The sequence below is a fragment of the Streptomyces sp. UNOC14_S4 genome (genome assembly GCF_020740835.1).
In the GTDB taxonomy this organism is placed as follows: domain Bacteria; phylum Actinomycetota; class Actinomycetes; order Streptomycetales; family Streptomycetaceae; genus Streptomyces.
Genome location: NZ_JAINFC010000011.1, coordinates 1 through 16,633 on the forward strand (window position 1 = coordinate 1; position 16,633 = coordinate 16,633).

Genomic DNA, 16,633 nt, shown 5'->3' on the forward strand with positions numbered 1-16,633 from the left:
GGCTGGGCGCGGGTTCCGGCTGGGGGATCGGCTTGGGCTTCGGCATCGGGGTCGGCGCGGGCTCCGGCTCCGGCAGCGGGTCCGGCTTCGGGGCGGGCCCCGGCGTCGGCCCCGGGATCGGACCGAGCGGCCCGGGGTCGGGAATGGTGTCCGTGGTCGCCTGCGCGGGCAGGGTGGCCACCGCCTCCGGCGCCGGGCCTGTGTTCTGCTGGGGGACAGTGGGTTCGTCGCGCTCCGCCACGGCGGCTTTGTTTCGGCCGAACGCGTTCCGCAGCAGACTCCGGATGCCCATGGGGAGAAATTCCTTCACGTCTCGTGGGAGCTATCATTTGTCCGGAGTAGGGGTTTTTATCCCTTTGTCCGGGCGGTGACGTAAGGCTAGCCGTCACGCTGTGCCCGGTGTGTGCCATGGGTCGTGTCAGGTGAATTCTTTCTCCTGACCACTCGGCCGATATGCAACCCCCAACACGCCCCTCGCACCTCATCACGCCCCCCGTACGAGGTGACGCCGATCAGATCGACCGACTACCCTAGGTAGCCATAGAGTCACGCTGCGAATCCGTGACTGCTGAGGGGGAGGGGAGCTCGGGTGGCAGGGCCTAGGCCCTGCCACCCGAGCAGCGCCCCATAGGGGCGCGGGGCTGCTGTCGATATGCGGCTCCGCCGCGTGGGCGCGACCAGCCCCCACCGGCCCGCAGACGCGCGCGCAGCGCAAGAGGCAGCCCGGTAGGCGGACCCCCGGTGGGGCGGAGGGTCACACCAGCGCGGTCACCAGCGGAGCGCGCGGGCAGCAGCCCGCCGCCGCATGCACGGCCCGCAGCAGCCGACCGGCCGTCAGGCCGCGCAGCCACAGCACCGACCGCACCCCGTACTCCGCGACAGCCATCAGCTCCAGCTCGCCGAGCACCTCCGCCACCAGCACCACCCGGCGCTCCAGGGCGAGCGAGAGCCTGCGCAGCTCCGCGGCCGCCGGTGCGTCGTCGGTGCCCATCAGGACGAGGGAGACGTCACCGTCCTCCCGCACCACCCGTACCTCGGGCAGCTCCCGCAGCCGGCGGACGAATCTCGCCCGGTTGAGCTCGTCGGTCGCGTGGACGGTCACGGTGATGCGTTTGTCGGGCACGGCTCGTCTTCCTCGTCTTCCCCGTTTTCTTCCCCCAGGTCTCTACGCGTCCCACCTTGCAGGGCCGGCGTCAACGAACGATTGCCGAACGATCAATACAAATAAACCGGGCCCGGGACCATCAGGTCCCGGGCCCGGTTCACACCACCTGGTTCACACCAGGAGAAGCGGAGCCGCTACGCGTCCTCGCCGCCGCCGAAGCGCTCGCGGTACGCGGCCAGGTCGTCCTCCGTGATCTTCGCGAAGAGCACCGGGGGGACGGTGAACGGCGTACCGGCCGGGACGAAGTCCAGCGAGCGCGCCTCGTCCGGGGTGACCCACGTGGCCCGGGTCCGATCAGGCGCAGTGTCGGAGAGGGCGAAGGCGGAGCGCATCGCGGCGGCGCTCGCCGGGATGAAGGGCTCGGAGATCACCGCGTAGAGGTGGATGAGGTTCATCGCCGTGCGCAGGGTGAGCGCGGCGCCCTCGGGGTCGGTCTTGATCTCCAGCCAGGGGGCCTTGGTCTCCAGGTAGGAGTTGCCCGCGCTCCACAGCGCGCGCAGCGCCTGCGCGGCCTTGCGGAACTGGAGCTCCTCCATGTGGCGCTCGTACTCGGCGAGCAGCTCGGCGACCTCGTGGCCGAGCGCGGCCTCCGCCTCGCCCGCCTCGCTGCCCGCGGGCACCTCGTCACCGAAGCGCTTGCGCGAGAAGGACAGCACGCGGTTGACGAAGTTGCCGAGGACGTCGGCCAGGTCCTTGTTGACCGTGGCGGAGAACAGCTCCCAGGTGAAGGAGGTGTCGTCCGACTCGGGGGCGTTCGCCATCATGAAGTAGCGCCAGTAGTCGGCGGGCAGCAGCTCCAGGGCGTCGTGCGTGAACACGCCGCGCTTCTGGGAGGTGGAGAACTTGCCGCCGTAGTAGTTCAGCCAATTGAAGGCCTTGACGTAGTCGACCTTCTTCCAGGGCTCACGGACACCGAGCTGGGTGGCCGGGAACATCACCGTGTGGAACGGGACGTTGTCCTTGCCCATGAACTGGGTGTAGCGGACGTCGGTGGCCTCGTACCACCAGGACTTCCAGTCGCGGTTCTCCGGGTCCGCGTCCGCCCACTCCTTCGTCGCGCCGATGTACTCGATCGGGGCGTCGAACCAGACGTAGAAGACCTTGCCCTCGGCGGCCAGCTCCGGCCAGGTGTCGGCCGGGACGGGCACGCCCCAGTCCAGGTCGCGGGTGATCGCCCGGTCGTTCAGGCCCTCGGTCAGCCACTTGCGGGCGATCGAGGAGGCCAGCACCGGCCAGTCCTTGCCGTGCTCGTCGATCCAGGCCTCGACCTCGCCCTGGAGCTTCGACTGGAGCAGGAAGAGGTGCTTGGTCTCGCGTACCTCCAGCTCGCTGCTGCCGCTGATGGCGGAGCGGGCGTCGATGAGGTCCGTCGGGTCGAGCACACGGGTGCAGTTCTCGCACTGGTCGCCGCGGGCCTTGTCGTAGCCGCAGTGCGGGCAGGTGCCGACGATGTAGCGGTCGGGCAGGAAGCGGGCGTCCGCCAGGGAGTAGACCTGGCGGATCGAGCGCTCCTCGATGAAGCCGTTCTTCTGCAGCTGCCGCGCGAAGTGCTGGGTGATCTCACGGTTCTGCGCGGAGGAGCTGCGGCCGAAGTAGTCGAAGGAGAGGCCGAAGCCGTCGTAGATCGCCTTCTGCGCGTCGTGCTGCTGGGCGCAGAACTCGGCCACGGGCAGGCCGAGCTCCTTGGCGCCCAGCTCGGCCGGGGTCCCGTGCTCGTCGGTGGCGCAGATGTAGAGCGTCTCGCGACCGGTCTGGCGGAGGAACCGGGCGTACACGTCGGCCGGGAGCATGGACCCCACCATGTTGCCCAGGTGCTTGATCCCGTTGATGTACGGAAGGGCGCTGGTGATGAGGTGTCGAGCCATTGCGGCTGCTCCCTGGTCGCGGTCTTGTAGAGACCTTTAGCGTATCCGAGGGGCAGGGGGTGCCCGCGCGGCGATTTCCCCGGCCTTTTCGCCGGTCCGCCGCTCAGGACACCCACCCGCGCCGCGGCTTCCGGGGGCCGCCGGAGACCGCCGGGAGCTCCGGCGTCCGTGCGTCCCGGAGGGGGCCGTGGCGGCGCCTCACGCCATCCACGCACGCCACGGCCTGGTGATCACCTCCCGGTAGGTGTGGTGGGACGGATTCCGCCCGGCGTGCCGGAAGGTCCAGCCCTGCGCGTCCGAGAAGTCCTCGACCACGCCGGAGCTCGCCTCGCAGACCGCGCACTGCATCGCGTACGTGACCGGCTCGGCGTCCGGCTCCCGGTCCGGCTGGAGCGTCCAGTCCCCGAAGAGGAACACGGCGCGGGCGCTCAAAGCCCCCACCTGCTCTCGGCGTTCCGCCGCGCGACCTTCGCCCGCAGGGTCTCCGCCTCGGACGCGGGCCGGGCGTACTCGGGCGGGCAGTCCCACTCGACGCCCCCTTGCGGGGGGCGCAGCTGCAGACAGCCGGCGTGCCGGTCCATGACCTGACCGAGCCGGTTGGTACGCGTGTCCACGGCATAGCTCACGGTTTCGGAATCGGAGTCGGTGCGGTCGGGGAGCGCGGGGGGATTCTCATTGCTCACACGGTGAGGATGCCCACGAAGACGCCACCCTGATCAGTCACCGAGTGGGTACACAGAGTGAGGTACGGACTCCGGGCCAGAAGGTCACGGTCTGCCGACCGGGCAGCCGTTCACGCAGGACGCCACCAGCGGAGACACCGTTTGAGCGCCGCCGAAACGTTCGACGCCGCCACATATTTGACGGACGATTCGTCACGGAACGTCAATTTGATCACCGGGTGGGGAAGGCGGCCGGTCGCACCGGACGGCGCCCCTCGAACTCCTGCTCCCTTCACGGCGTGTTGGCGTTCGTACGCCCGGTGTCAACGGCGCGCCGTACGCGTTCACGCCGGGGCGGCCCCGGGCGTCCCGGGCGTTCCCGGCTCGCGCTTCGGGGCGGGCGCCGCACTCGTTACCCTTTGGCCCATGTACGGCTACGACCAGAACGCGGGAACGCAGGGCTACGCACCGCCGCAGCAGCCCGGGGGCTACGGCGAGCAGCCGCTCTACCCCGAGCCGTCCCCGCCGTCGCTCGCCGACGCGGTGCGGGCCTTCACGACGGGGTCGATGTCCGCGGAGGACTTCCAGGTCGTCTTCGCGGGCTCCAAGGTCTACTGCCCGCGCGGCGAGAACCCCGGTTTCCTCGCGCTGCACAACACCCAGCAGCCGGTGATCCCCATGTTCACCTCGCTCAAGGAGCTGCGGCGGTACGCGGGCAAGGAGTCGAAGTACTTCGTCATCACCGGCGCGGAGGTCATAGACCTCCTGCCCACCGGTTACGGCTTCGTCCTCGACATGGAGGGCGACCACCGGATGGTCTTCGACGCGAAGGCGGTCGAGCAGATGGTGGACTTCGCGATGCGGCGCATGTACGGCTGAGGGGGCCCTGGTGGGGCGTTGCCTCACCGTCCGGGGGCTCCGCCCCCTGGGCCCCCTTCGCCTACCGAATTGCCTCATGGGCCCGGTGCGCGGCTGCCGGTCGTGTTCGGCCAGCCGCGCAGTTCCCCGCGCCCCTGACGGGGCGCGGTCCTGCGTCCCGCACCCCGAGGGTCACCCCTCCGCCGGGATCACCCCGAGGCGGCCCGCCTGGTAGTCGTCGAAGGCTTGCGCCAGCTCCGCGTGGGTGTTCATAACGAAGGGGCCGTAGTGCATCATCGGCTCCCTGATCGGCCGCCCACCCAGCAGCACGACCTCGAAGTTCGGGCTCCGGGACTCCTGCGTCGCGTCGGCGCGCAGCGTGAGGGAGTCACCGTCGCCGAAGACGACGGTCTGGCCCGTACGGAACGGGCGGCCTTCCGGGCCCGCCGTGCCGCGGCCGGCCAGGCCGTACGCCAGGGCGTTGAAGTCGGAGCGCCACGGGAGCGTCAGCTCGGCGCCCGGGTTGAGGGACACGTGCATCATCGTGATGGGCGTGTGGGTGATGCCCGGCCCCTCATGCCCGTCGATGTCGCCCGCGATCAGCCGCAGCAGCGCACCGCCGTCGGACGAGGTCAGCAGCCTGACCCGGCCGCGGCCGATGTCCTGGTAGCGCGGGGCCATCATCTTGTCGCTCTTCGGCAGGTTCACCCACAGCTGGAGGCCGTGGAAGAGGCCGCCCGTCATCACGAGCTCCTCCGGCGGCGCCTCGATGTGGAGGAGGCCGGAGCCCGCGGTCATCCACTGGGTGTCGCCGTCGCTGATGGTGCCGCCGCCACCGTGGGAGTCACGGTGCTTCATGGTGCCGTCGATGATGTACGTGACGGTCTCGAAGCCGCGGTGCGGGTGCCACGGGGTGCCCTTCGGCTCGCCCGGGGCGTACTCCACCTCGCCCATCTGGTCCATCATGATGAACGGGTCCAGGTAGCGGTAGTTGATCCCCGCGAACGCCCTGCGGACGGGAAAGCCCTCGCCCTCGAAGCCCGACGGCGCGGTCGAGACGTGCAGAGCCGACCGCTGCCCGGCGTCCGCCGGAGCGGCGACGCGCGGCAGGGTCAGCGGGTTCTCTACGGTCACAGCCGGCATGACAGCCTCCTCGGTTGTTCTGCTCCCAATTTAGTTGAACACTGAACAACTGGCAAGGGTTCCGGCATTCCCGCACGCGCCGACCGTGGACACTGGATCAATGCGCCTGAAAGTCAGCGGGACCGGCCCGGCCGTCATCGCCGCCCTCGTCGCCACCGTCCTGGTCCTGGGCGGCATCGCGCTGGCGCTGGGCGGACACGGTCCCGCCCCGGACTCCCCCGTCGCCGAGGGCGACGCCGCCGGGCACTACACGCAGCCCCGGGAACAGGCCGACGCGGCGGCGAAGGCCCTGCTGGCGGCCGTCCGCAGCGAGCCCGCGCCCGCCGCTCCCGGCACCCGGGCCGTGCGCTCGGACCGTACGGACCCGCTGCCCGCCTCGGAGCCGCTGGAGGCGTCCGACGCCAAGCCGTCCCCGGCCGTCGGGCCGCTGTTCTACACGGGCCAGGGCACGCCGGGGCACGGCTGCACGGCGAGCGTGGTGCACAGCCCGAAGGGCGACCTGGTCATCACCGCGGCGCACTGCGTGCACCAGGACGGCTTCCGTACGGACATCGCGTTCGCGCCCGGCTACCACGACGGGGTCGCGCCGTACGGGGTGTGGGTGCCCACCTCCATCGACATCGACCCCGAGTGGGCGGAGGACCGCGACCCCGACCACGACGTGGCCTTCCTGCGCGTCCGCAGACTCGGCGACAGCACGCCGGTCGAGCAGGTCACGGGGGCCGAGAAGCTCGGCCTGAAGCCGACGGCGGGCAAGGCCGCGCGGCTGATCGGCTACCCGGCCGACAGGGACACCCCGGTCGCCTGCCAGAACACGACCGCGATGCGCGGCGCCACTCAGCTGCGCTTCGACTGCCGCGGGCTGACGAACGGCACGAGCGGCGGGCCCGTCCTCACGGACGTCGATCCGGCGACGGGGCTCGGGACGGTCAATGGTGTCGTGGGCGGCTATCAGGAGGGGGGCGACGACGACACGTCGTACAGCTCCTATTTCGGTGACGCGGTCGCTGCGCTGTACAAACGGGCTACTACGTCCAGCTAGTCCGTAGGTGCGCCCACTGGGGTGCCTCTTGCGCTCCGTGTGCGGCTGCGGGCCGTTTGTGGCTGGTCGCGCAGTTCCCCGCGCCCCTTACGGGGCGCCGTCCGTTTCGTACAGCTCGAACCAGATGTTCTTGCCCTCGCCCCGGGGGTCGACGCCCCACGCCCCTGCCAGGAGTTCCATCAGCACCAGGCCGCGCCCCGAGGACGCCATCTCGCCGGGGTGCCGCCGGTGCGGGAGCTCGTCGCTGGAGTCGGCCACGTCGACGCGGACGCAGCGCCCGCCCGGCGCCCCCGTGATCTGGGCGGACAGGAGCGCGTCCCCGTCCGTGTGCACCAGCACGTTCGTGACCATCTCCGAGACCATCAGGACCGCGGAGTCCACCTGGTCCTCGTCCGGCCAGTCGTGCAGGAGGACGCGCAGCTGCTGCCGGGCCTCGGCGATGCGCTCCGGTTCGGCCTGGGCGATGGTCAGGACCGTACGGCGCACGGGGTGCGGCAGGGCCGCGACCGCGCCGCCGGGGGCCGCGCCGTCGCGGGCGAGCAGGAGGACGGCGATGTCATCCTCGCGCCGGTCCACGAGCGGGCCCGTCGTGTAGTGGGAGGACGGCCCGTGCACGGCCTGCACCAGCGCGTCGGCCAGCGACTCCAGCGCCTCGGAGATGCCCGCTCCCTGCCGTTCGTAGGACTCGAAGGAGTGGCCCTCGATGATGCGGCGCAGCCGCGCCCAGCCCGTCTCCAGGTCGTGCCCGCCGGTCTCGATCAGGCCGTCGGTGCAGACGAGCATCGTCTCCCCGGGTTCGAGGACGAGCCGGGTGGTCGGGTAGTCGGTGTCCGGGTCGATGCCGAGCGGCAGGCCGCCGGCCGTGGGGCGGATGAGCATCGTGCCGTCGGCCAGCCGGATCGCCGGGTCGGGGTGTCCGGCGCGGGCGATGGTGAGCCGCCCCGTACCCGGGTCGACCTCGATGTAGAGGCAGGTCGCGAAGCGCGGCTCCACGTCGTCGCCCTCGGTCTCGCTCGCGTTGATGCCCGCGAGGAAGCGCGAGGCCCGGGAGAGCACCGCGTCCGGGTGGTGGCCCTCGGAGGCGTACGCGCGCAGCGCGATCCGCAGCTGTCCCATCAGGCCCGCGGCCCGTACGTCGTGCCCCTGGACGTCCCCGATGACCAGGGCGATGCTCCCGGTGGGCAGCGGGATCATGTCGTACCAGTCGCCGCCGACCTCCAGACCGCCGCCGGTCGGCACATAGCGCGCGGCCACCGACATCCCGGGGATGTCCGGTTGCAGCGTGGGCATCATCGAGCGCTGGAGCCCCACGGTCAGCTCGCGCTCCGACTCGTGCACGCTGGCCCTGCTCAGCGCCTGCGCGAGCATCCGGGCGACCGTGGTGAGCACCGACCGCTCGTCGGGGGTGAAGGAGACCGGCACGCTGAACCCGGCCATCCACGCGCCGATGGTCTGGCCCGCGTTGATCAGCGGCAGGAAGGCCCACGAGCGGCGGCCGAAGTGCGCGACCGCCCGCCACGCCTCGGGGAAGCGGCGCTCGTAGTCCTCGGGCGCGGGCAGATAGATCGCCCGGCCGGTGCGGATGACCTCCGAGGCCGGGTAGCCGGCGTCCAGCGGCAGGTCGAGGAAGGGAGCCGCCTCCCCCGGGCCGTAGCCGTGGTGGCCGATGACCTTGACCCGGCCCGCCTGCGGGATGAAGACCGCGAGGCCGGACGGCACGAAGCCGGGCATCGAGAGCCCGGCCGCCACCCGCAGCACCTCGGCGGTGGATCTGGCCTCCGCGAGCGCCCGCCCGGCGTCCAGCAGGAACGCCTCCCTGTTGCGCCGCCAGTCGCCCGTCACGGACGTACGGGACGCGGTCGTCCCCTGGATGATCGGCGCGGGTACCTCCTCCAACGTACCGACCAGGACGTGCTCGCCACCCTGCACGCCCGCCCTGGTGCGGCTGCGCAGCGTCCGCAGCACCCGGCCCTCGCCGTCCACCACCCGCAGCCGGGACTCGGCGAGGGTGTCCTCGGCCACCGCTAGGCTGATGATCCCCTGGAGCTCCACCCAGTCGACGGCGTGGAAGCGGCCGCGGGCCGCGGATTCCGACAGCTCCACCCGAGCGGCGGGAAGGCCGATGAGACGGGCGGCCTCGGCATCGAAGGTGACGACGCGCGTGGCGTTGTCCCAGTGCCACAGGCCGGTCGCTACTGCGGCCAGTACGTCCTCGGTGCGCATTGCCCCACTTTATGCGGGTCCGTCCCATGGACACCACCGAGGCCGCTCGTGGCAGTGGGTAGGCTTGCACAGGGGCTGCTGCGTCTTCGACCCGGCGGCCCGGCCCGATCAGCGACTCGATCACTGACCGATCACTGACCTCGGACCGACCCCGGCTCGGCCTCGGCCCGACGGGGCCGGTCACACCTCGACCAACGACTTGGATGAACGATGCATCGGTACCGGTCCCACACTTGCGGCGAGCTCCGTGCGGCTGACGTCGACACGGACGTGCGACTGAGTGGCTGGCTGCACAATCGGCGCGACCTGGGCGGCATCCTCTTCATCGATCTCCGCGACCACCACGGTCTGGTCCAGCTCGTCGCCCGTCCCGGCACCGCCGCGAACGAGGCCCTGAGCCACCTCACCAAGGAGACCGTCGTCCGCGTGGACGGCAAGGTCATGAGCCGCGGCGCGGACAACGTCAACCCCGACCTGCCCACCGGTGAGATCGAGATCGAGGTCACCGAGGTCGAGGTGCTCGGCGCCGCCGAGCAGATCCCCTTCACCATCAACGCCGACGACGGTGTGAACGAGGAGCGGCGCCTGGAGTACCGCTTCCTCGACCTGCGCCGCGAGCGCATGCACCGCAACATCATGCTGCGCTCGGCGGTCATCGCCGCCATCCGACAGAAGATGGTCGCGCAGGGCTTCAACGAGATGGCCACCCCGATCCTGTCCGCCACCTCCCCCGAGGGCGCGCGCGACTTCCTGGTGCCGTCCCGTCTGCACGCGGGCAAGTTCTACGCGCTGCCGCAGGCCCCGCAGCAGTTCAAGCAGCTGCTGATGATCGCGGGCTTCGACCGCTACTTCCAGATCGCGCCCTGCTTCCGCGACGAGGACGCCCGCGCCGACCGCTCGCCGGGCGAGTTCTACCAGCTCGACGTCGAGATGTCCTTCGTCGAGCAGGAGGACGTCTTCCAGGTGATCGAGAAGGTCATGACCGAGCTCTTCGAGGAGTTCGGCAACGGCCGCCACGTCACCTCGCCGTTCCCGCGCATCCCCTTCCGCGAGGCGATGCTGAAGTACGGCTCCGACAAGCCGGACCTGCGCGCCAAGCTGGAGCTGGTCGACGTCACCGACGTCTTCGAGGGCTCCGAGTTCAAGGCCTTCGCGGGCAAGCACGTCCGCGCGCTCGCCGTGCCGGCCGTCCAGGACCAGCCGCGGAAGTTCTTCGACGGCCTCGGCGAGTTCGCCGTCGAGCAGGGCGCCAAGGGCCTGGCCTGGGTCCGCGTCGGCGAGGGCGACGTGCTCAGCGGCCCGATCGCCAAGTTCCTCACCGACGAGAACGTCAAGGCCCTCGTCGGGCGCCTGGGCCTCACGCCGGGCCACGCCGTCTTCTTCGGCGCGGGCGAGTTCGACGAGGTCTCCAAGATCATGGGCGCGGTCCGCGTCGAGGCCGCGAAGCGCGCCGGCCACTTCGAGGAGAACGTCTTCCGCTTCTGCTGGATCGTCGACTTCCCGATGTTCGAGAAGAACGAGGACACCGGCCAGATCGAGTTCTCGCACAACCCGTTCTCCATGCCGCAGGGCGGCCTGGAGGCGCTGCGGACGATGGACCCGCTGGACATCCTCGCCTGGCAGTACGACATCGTCTGCAACGGCACCGAGCTGTCCTCCGGCGCGATCCGCAACCACGAGCCGGACGTCATGTACAAGGCGTTCGAGATCGCCGGTTACAGCAACGAGGACGTCGAGCGCGAGTTCGGCGGCATGCTCCGCGCGTTCAAGTTCGGCGCCCCGCCGCACGGCGGCATCGCCCCGGGCGTCGACCGCATCGTGATGCTGCTGGCCGACGAGCCGAACATCCGCGAGACCATCGCCTTCCCGCTGAACGGCAACGCCCAGGACCTGCTCATGGGCGCCCCCAGCGAGGTCGACGAGGCCCGCTGGAAGGAGCTCCACCTGGCTCCGCGCAAGCCCGCCGTGAAGTAGTCCGCGGCGCGGTCCTGCCCTGGAGGAGGACCCTGCATTCACCGGCCGCAGGCCGGCTCGATCGGATCGAGCCGGCCTGCGGCCGTTTTTCATGGCGCCCTCACGGCTCCTCATGGCTCCCTTTTTGACCACTTGACGCTGGTCACAGTTCGCCGAACAGGGGTTGCACTTTATTACTCACGGGTAGCATCATGCGGGTTACTGCCCGGTACGAAGTTTGTGTGTTCACTCCCACCCTTACGGAGCCGTTCTCATGGGCCACTACAAGTCGAATCTCCGCGACATCGAGTTCAACCTCTTCGAGGTCCTCGGGCGCGACAAGCTGTACGGCACCGGCCCGTTCGCGGAGATGGACATCGAGACCGCCAAGGACATCCTCTCGGAGATCACGCGGCTCTCCGAGAACGAGCTGGCGGACTCCTTCGCCGACGCCGACCGCAACCCGCCGGTCTTCGACCCGGAGACCAACACCGCTCCGGTCCCGGACACCTTCAAGAAGAGCTACCAGGCGTACATGGACGCCGAGTGGTGGCGCCTGGGCATCCCGGAGGAGATCGGCGGCACCACCGCGCCGCGCTCCCTGATCTGGGCCTACGCGGAGGCCATCCTCGGCTCCAACCCGGCCATCTGGATGTACTCCTCGGGCCCCGCCTTCGCGGGCATCCTCTTCGAGGAGGGCACCGAGCAGCAGAAGCACATCGCGAAGCTCGCGGTCGAGAAGCAGTGGGGCTCCACCATGGTGCTCACCGAGCCCGACGCAGGCTCGGACGTGGGCGCGGGCCGCACGAAGGCCGTGCAGCAGGAGGACGGCTCCTGGCACATCGAGGGCGTGAAGCGCTTCATCACGTCCGGCGAGCACGACATGGCGGAGAACATCCTCCACTACGTCCTCGCCCGCCCCGAGGGCGCCGGTCCGGGCACCAAGGGCCTCTCCCTCTTCCTCGTCCCGAAGTACGAGTTCGACTTCGAGACCGGCGAGCTGGGCGAGCGCAACGGCGTCTACGCCACCAACGTCGAGCACAAGATGGGCCTCAAGGCGTCCAACACGTGCGAGATGACCTTCGGCGACAAGCACCCCGCCAAGGGCTGGCTCATCGGTGACAAGCACGACGGCATCCGCCAGATGTTCATGATCATCGAGTTCGCCCGGATGATGGTCGGCACGAAGGCCATCGCCACCCTCTCCACCGGCTACCTCAACGCGCTGGAGTACGCCAAGGAGCGCGTCCAGGGCCCGGACCTGGCCAACTTCATGGACAAGACCGCGCCCAAGGTGACCATCACCCACCACCCCGACGTGCGCCGCTCCCTGATGACGCAGAAGGCGTACGCGGAGGGCATGCGCGCCCTCGTCCTCTACACGGCCACCGTCCAGGACGAGATCATGGTCAAGGAGGCCGCGGGCGAGGACGCCAAGGCGCTGCACGGCCTGAACGACCTGCTGCTCCCGATCGTCAAGGGCTACGGCTCGGAGAAGTCCTACGAGCAGCTCGCCCAGTCGCTCCAGACCTTCGGCGGCTCCGGGTACCTCCAGGAGTACCCGATCGAGCAGTACATCCGTGACGCGAAGATCGACACCCTCTACGAGGGCACGACCGCGATCCAGGGCCAGGACTTCTTCTTCCGGAAGATCGTCCGCGACCAGGGCCAGGCGCTGAACTCCCTCGCCGAGGAGATCAAGAAGTTCCTCGCGAGCGAGGCGGGCGGCGAGGAGCTGGCCGCCGAGCGCGGCACGCTCGCCAAGGCCGCGGTGGACCTGGAGGCGATCGTCGGCAAGATGATCACCGACCTCACCGCCACCGGCGAGGACGTCAAGAACATCTACAAGGTCGGCCTCAACACCACCCGCCTGCTGATGGCCTCCGGCGACGTCGTCGTCGGCTACCTCCTGCTCCGGGGCGCGGCCGTGGCCGCCGAGAAGCTCGAGGGCGCCTCCGCGAAGGACAAGCCGTTCTACGCGGGCAAGATCGCCGCGGCGAAGTTCTTCACGGCGAACGTGCTTCCGCAGGTCTCCCTGGAGCGCGGGCTGGCCGAGTCCGTCGACAACTCCCTGATGGAGCTGGACGAGGCGGCGTTCTAATACCGCGGGAAGTGGGGCGCCCTGGTTTCTGCCGGGGCGCCCATTCGTCTGCCGGGCGCGGCAGTCGCGCGACTGCGGGTGCGTGGGGGCTGGTCGCGCAGTTCCCCGCGCCCCTGACGGGGCGCGGCCTTCCGCTCTACCTTCCCGTTTGTGGGCAGGCGTTCCGCACGGCGGAACGGGTGGGCACAAACGGACCACCGAGCCGCACCGAAACGGGGTCCAGGGGCGCAGCCCCTGGCGGGGTTCCGGGGCGGAGCCCCGGTGGGCGCCCACCGGACGGTCCGGTTCCAGTGGCGGCGCCGTCACACATCGGCACGGGCCCCCGAGGCGGCGGGCCCGTTGTCCTTATCCTGAAGCCCATGAGCCCTGCGCACCGCTTCGACCGCGGCCACACCGACGACCTGATCTCCTTCCTCGCCGCCAGCCCCTCCCCGTACCACGCGGTGGCCAACACGGCCGCGCGCCTGGAGAAGGCGGGCTTCCGCCAGATCGCGGAGACCGACGCCTGGGACGCGTCGGCGGGCGGCAAGTTCGTGCTGCGCGGCGGCGCGGTCATCGCCTGGTACGTCCCCGAAGGCGCGACCCCCGCCACGCCCTTCCGCATCATCGGCGCGCACACCGACTCCCCCAACCTCCGCGTCAAGCCGCTGCCCGACACCGGCGCGCACGGCTGGCGCCAGGTCGCCGTGGAGCTCTACGGCGGCACGCTGCTCAACACCTGGCTCGACCGCGACCTCGGGCTCTCCGGCCGGGTGACGCTGCGCGACGGCAGCAGCCACCTCGTGAACATCGACCGGCCGCTGCTGCGCGTCCCGCAGCTCGCCATCCACCTCGACCGCGGTGTCAACGAGGGCCTCAAGCTCGACAAGCAGCGCCACATGACGCCGATTTGGGGCATCGGCGACCCGAACGAGGGCGACCTCATCCGCTTCGTCGCGGAGGAGAGCGACCTGGCCGCCGAGGACATCACCGGCTGGGACCTGATGGTCCACAGCGTCGAGGCGCCCGCCTACCTCGGGCGCGACCGTGAGCTGCTCGCCGCGCCGCGGCTGGACAACCTGCTGTCCGTGCACGCCGGGACGGCCGCCCTCGCCGCGGTGGCGGGCGAGCCTCTGCCGTACATCCCGGTGCTGGCCGCCTTCGACCACGAGGAGAACGGCAGCCAGTCCGACACCGGCGCGGACGGCCCGCTGCTGGGCACCGTGCTGGAACGATCCGTCTTCGCGCGCGGCGGTACGTACGAGGACAAGGCCCGGGCCTTCGCGGGCACCGTCTGTCTCTCCTCCGACACCGGCCACGCCGTGCACCCCAACTACGCCGAGCACCACGACCCGGGCCACCACCCGATGCCCAACCGCGGCCCGATCCTGAAGGTCAACGTCAACCAGAGGTACGCGACCGACGGTACCGGCCGCGCCGTGTTCGCCGCCGCGTGCGAGCGGGCAGGCGTGCCGTGGCAGCACTTCGTCTCCAACAACGCCATGCCCTGCGGCACCACCATCGGCCCCATCACGGCCGCCCGGCACGGCATCGCCACCGTCGACATCGGCGTCGCCTGTCTGTCCATGCACTCCGCGCGCGAGCTGTGCGGCGCGGACGATCCGTACCTGCTGGCCGCCGCGCTGACGGCCTTCCTGGAGGGCTGATTTGGAGTTCTCCCTGCTGGGCCCGGTCACTGCCGCCACCGTCGCCGCCGGTGAGCTCCCGCTGGGCCCCGCCAAACGGCGCAGCGTGCTCGCCATGCTGCTGTTGCAGGCCAACACGACGGTCTCCGTGGCGCAGCTGATCGACTCGGTCTGGGAGGACGAACCGCCCGCGCATGCCCGTACGGTCGTCCAGGGCCATGTCTCCCGGCTGCGCGCGACGCTCGCGGAGGCGGGCGCGGACGCGTACGGGGTGTCGCTGGCCACCCACGGTTCGGCGTATCTGCTGCGGCTGCCGGAAGCGCTCGTGGACACCTACCGCTTCGGCGAACTGGTGGCGCGCGCCCGGCCCGTGGAGGCCCCCGCGGAGGCGGTGGGGCTGCTGCGCGAGGCGCTCGGGCTGTGGCACGGCCCGGCGCTGACGGGCACGGTCCCCACGCCGCCGTTCGCGGCGGCCGCGCACGCCCTGGAGGAGCGGCGGCTGCACGCCGTCGAGTCCCTGGCGCGCGCGTACGGCGCGCTGGGCGCCCACGACCATGCCGTGGCCGCCCTGCTGCCGGAGGCGGCGGCCCAGCCGCTGCGCGAGTCGCTGGTGGCCACGCTGATGCTCGCCCTGCACCGGGCGGGCCGCCGGTCCGAGGCGATGGAGTGGTACCACCGGACGCGGCGCCTCCTCGCGGACGACCTGGGCGTGGACCCGGGCGAGGCGCTGCGGGCCGCGTACGGGACGCTGCTGGCACCCACGGTGGGTGCTGCCCCGCCCGTCTCCCCGGAGAGCCCGGAGAGAACGACGCGCACCGACCCCTGGGCCACGCCGCAGCTGCTGCCCCGGCGGCCCGCCGGCTTCCTGGGCCGGGACGGGGAACTGGACGGGCTGACGCGCCTGCTGACCGGTTCCGCCGAGGTCGCGCTGGTGACCGGTCCGGCCGGGGTCGGGAAGACCGCGTTCGCCGCGCACTGGGCGCACGTCCACGGGGAGGCGTTCCCCGACGGCAGGCTCTTCGCCGATCTGCGCGGGTTCAGCGGTGGCGAGGAGGCGCAGCCCTGTGAGGTGCTGCGGGAGTTCCTGCTGGCGCTCGGCACCCCTGCCGACCGCATCCCTTCCTCGCAGCAGGCCGCCTCCGCGCTCTACCGCTCGATCGTGGCGGGCCGGAGGCTGCTCGTCGTGCTCGACAACGCGCGCAGCTCCGCGCAGGTGCGGCCGCTGCTGCCCGCGGGGGCGGAGTGCGCGACGATCGTCACCAGCCGCAGCCGGCTCGACGGCCTGGTGGCCACGGACTCGGCGCGGCCGCTGCGGCTGCGGGCGCTCGGTACGGAGGAGGGCGTGGCCCTCCTGGGCGCGGTTCTCGGGCCGGACCGGGTCGCCGAGGACCCCGAGGCCGCGGCCGAACTCGTCGCCCTGTGCGAGGGTCTGCCGCTCGCGCTGCGCGCGGCTGCCGCGCAGCTGACGGCCCGCCCCCGGTGGCGGCTCGCCCGCCTCGCGTCGGCCCTGCGCGACGAACGCCAGCGGCTCGCGCTCCTCTCCGCCGAGGACACGGGCGTGGCGGCGGCCCTGCGCGCCTCCGTGGCACGCCTCTCCGAGGACGACGCCCGTCTGCTGAGCGCCCTGGGCACCGGTTTCTCCCGCGTGGTCGACGTCTCGGCCGTCGCCGCACTGGCGGGCGCGGACCCGGACGTGACGCGGTACGGCCTGGACCGCCTCGCCGAAATGCACCTGGTCGACGAGGAGTCGACGGGCCGCTACGTCATGACGGACCTGGTGAAACTCTTCGCCCAGCGCCGCCCGGAGTAACCCCGGGGCCTCGCCCCGGGGCTCCGCCCCCGGCCCCCTGCGCCTGTGGGGGTGCTTCTTGCGCTCGGCGCGCGGCCGCGGGCCAGTGGTCCGTGCGCCCACTGGGGTGCCTCTTGCGCTGCGTGCGCGGCCGCGGGCCGGTGGGGGTTGGCCGCGCAGTTCCCCGCGCCCCTGACGGGGCGCGCC

12 protein-coding genes and 1 pseudogene are annotated in these 16,633 nt (G+C 71.2%); 6 read left to right on the plus strand and 7 right to left on the minus strand.

The annotated features are described in order from the left end of the window. The 5 genes and pseudogenes from K6I34_RS02060 to K6I34_RS02080 all read right to left on the minus strand — a co-directional run. Window positions 1-292 (minus strand): annotated as a pseudogene (locus K6I34_RS02060) (hypothetical protein); the annotation flags it as partial. 462 nt (window positions 293-754) lie between these two features. After that, on the minus strand, window positions 755-1,123 hold the full coding sequence (locus tag K6I34_RS02065; RefSeq protein WP_229322248.1) for a DNA-binding response regulator: 369 nt from the start codon (window positions 1,121-1,123) through the stop codon (window positions 755-757). A 176-nt stretch (window positions 1,124-1,299) separates the two neighbouring features. Then, window positions 1,300-3,030 (minus strand): methionine--tRNA ligase, encoded by a 1,731-nt coding sequence (gene metG, locus K6I34_RS02070; protein ID WP_229322249.1) that lies wholly within the window; start codon window positions 3,028-3,030, stop codon window positions 1,300-1,302. A 198-nt stretch (window positions 3,031-3,228) separates the two neighbouring features. Further along, the gene (locus tag K6I34_RS02075; protein ID WP_229322250.1) at window positions 3,229-3,471 is read right to left on the minus strand and encodes a hypothetical protein; all 243 of its coding nucleotides are present in this window, start codon (window positions 3,469-3,471) and stop codon (window positions 3,229-3,231) included. Beyond that, window positions 3,459-3,713 carry a hypothetical protein gene (locus K6I34_RS02080; RefSeq protein WP_229322251.1) on the minus strand — a complete coding sequence of 85 codons (255 nt, stop codon included), beginning with the start codon at window positions 3,711-3,713 and terminating at the stop codon, window positions 3,459-3,461. The genes K6I34_RS02075 and K6I34_RS02080 overlap by 13 nt, the downstream gene beginning before the upstream one ends. Window positions 3,714-4,118: 405 nt before the next feature. Here K6I34_RS02080 and K6I34_RS02085 point away from each other — a divergent pair, with 405 nt between their 5' ends. Continuing rightward, window positions 4,119-4,571, plus strand: coding sequence for an SseB family protein (locus K6I34_RS02085; protein WP_229322252.1), 453 nt, complete (start codon window positions 4,119-4,121; stop codon window positions 4,569-4,571). A gap of 171 nt (window positions 4,572-4,742) precedes the next feature. Here the strand turns inward: K6I34_RS02085 and K6I34_RS02090 are convergent, their stop codons facing one another. Beyond that, window positions 4,743-5,693, minus strand: coding sequence for a pirin family protein (locus K6I34_RS02090; protein ID WP_229322253.1), 951 nt, complete (start codon window positions 5,691-5,693; stop codon window positions 4,743-4,745). 100 nt (window positions 5,694-5,793) lie between these two features. Between K6I34_RS02090 and K6I34_RS02095 the strand changes: the two genes are divergently transcribed. Continuing rightward, window positions 5,794-6,735 carry a serine protease gene (locus K6I34_RS02095; protein ID WP_229322254.1) on the plus strand — a complete coding sequence of 314 codons (942 nt, stop codon included), beginning with the start codon at window positions 5,794-5,796 and terminating at the stop codon, window positions 6,733-6,735. Window positions 6,736-6,822: 87 nt separating this feature from the next. Here K6I34_RS02095 and K6I34_RS02100 read toward each other — a convergent pair whose 3' ends face one another. Beyond that, the gene (locus tag K6I34_RS02100) at window positions 6,823-8,958 is read right to left on the minus strand and encodes a SpoIIE family protein phosphatase (protein WP_229322255.1); all 2,136 of its coding nucleotides are present in this window, start codon (window positions 8,956-8,958) and stop codon (window positions 6,823-6,825) included. A 210-nt stretch (window positions 8,959-9,168) separates the two neighbouring features. Here K6I34_RS02100 and aspS point away from each other — a divergent pair, with 210 nt between their 5' ends. The 4 genes from aspS (at window position 9,169) to K6I34_RS02120 (ending at window position 16,447) form a co-directional block, all read left to right on the plus strand. Next, the gene (aspS, locus tag K6I34_RS02105) at window positions 9,169-10,932 is read left to right on the plus strand and encodes an aspartate--tRNA ligase (protein ID WP_229322256.1); all 1,764 of its coding nucleotides are present in this window, start codon (window positions 9,169-9,171) and stop codon (window positions 10,930-10,932) included. A 253-nt stretch (window positions 10,933-11,185) separates the two neighbouring features. Then, window positions 11,186-13,012 carry an acyl-CoA dehydrogenase gene (locus tag K6I34_RS02110; RefSeq protein WP_229322257.1) on the plus strand — a complete coding sequence of 609 codons (1,827 nt, stop codon included), beginning with the start codon at window positions 11,186-11,188 and terminating at the stop codon, window positions 13,010-13,012. Window positions 13,013-13,371: 359 nt separating this feature from the next. Beyond that, window positions 13,372-14,658, plus strand: coding sequence for a M18 family aminopeptidase (locus tag K6I34_RS02115; RefSeq protein WP_229322258.1), 1,287 nt, complete (start codon window positions 13,372-13,374; stop codon window positions 14,656-14,658). Between the two features lies 1 nt (window position 14,659). Then, window positions 14,660-16,447: an AfsR/SARP family transcriptional regulator gene (locus tag K6I34_RS02120; RefSeq protein WP_229322259.1), complete on the plus strand. Its 1,788-nt coding sequence runs from the start codon at window positions 14,660-14,662 to the stop codon at window positions 16,445-16,447. Window positions 16,448-16,633: the final 186 nt, after the last annotated feature.

Excerpts from the sequence above, each read along its gene's own strand:
- K6I34_RS02115 (WP_229322258.1), top strand. The coding sequence starts at position 13,372 with ATGAGCCCTGCGCACCGCTTCGACCGCGGCCACACCGACGACCTGATC.
- K6I34_RS02100 (WP_229322255.1), bottom strand. The coding sequence starts at position 8,958 with ATGCGCACCGAGGACGTACTGGCCGCAGTAGCGACCGGCCTGTGGCAC.
- metG (WP_229322249.1), bottom strand. The coding sequence starts at position 3,030 with ATGGCTCGACACCTCATCACCAGCGCCCTTCCGTACATCAACGGGATC.
- K6I34_RS02085 (WP_229322252.1), top strand. The coding sequence starts at position 4,119 with ATGTACGGCTACGACCAGAACGCGGGAACGCAGGGCTACGCACCGCCG.
- K6I34_RS02110 (WP_229322257.1), top strand. The coding sequence starts at position 11,186 with ATGGGCCACTACAAGTCGAATCTCCGCGACATCGAGTTCAACCTCTTC.
- aspS (WP_229322256.1), top strand. The coding sequence starts at position 9,169 with ATGCATCGGTACCGGTCCCACACTTGCGGCGAGCTCCGTGCGGCTGAC.
- K6I34_RS02095 (WP_229322254.1), top strand. The coding sequence starts at position 5,794 with ATGCGCCTGAAAGTCAGCGGGACCGGCCCGGCCGTCATCGCCGCCCTC.
- K6I34_RS02090 (WP_229322253.1), bottom strand. The coding sequence starts at position 5,693 with ATGCCGGCTGTGACCGTAGAGAACCCGCTGACCCTGCCGCGCGTCGCC.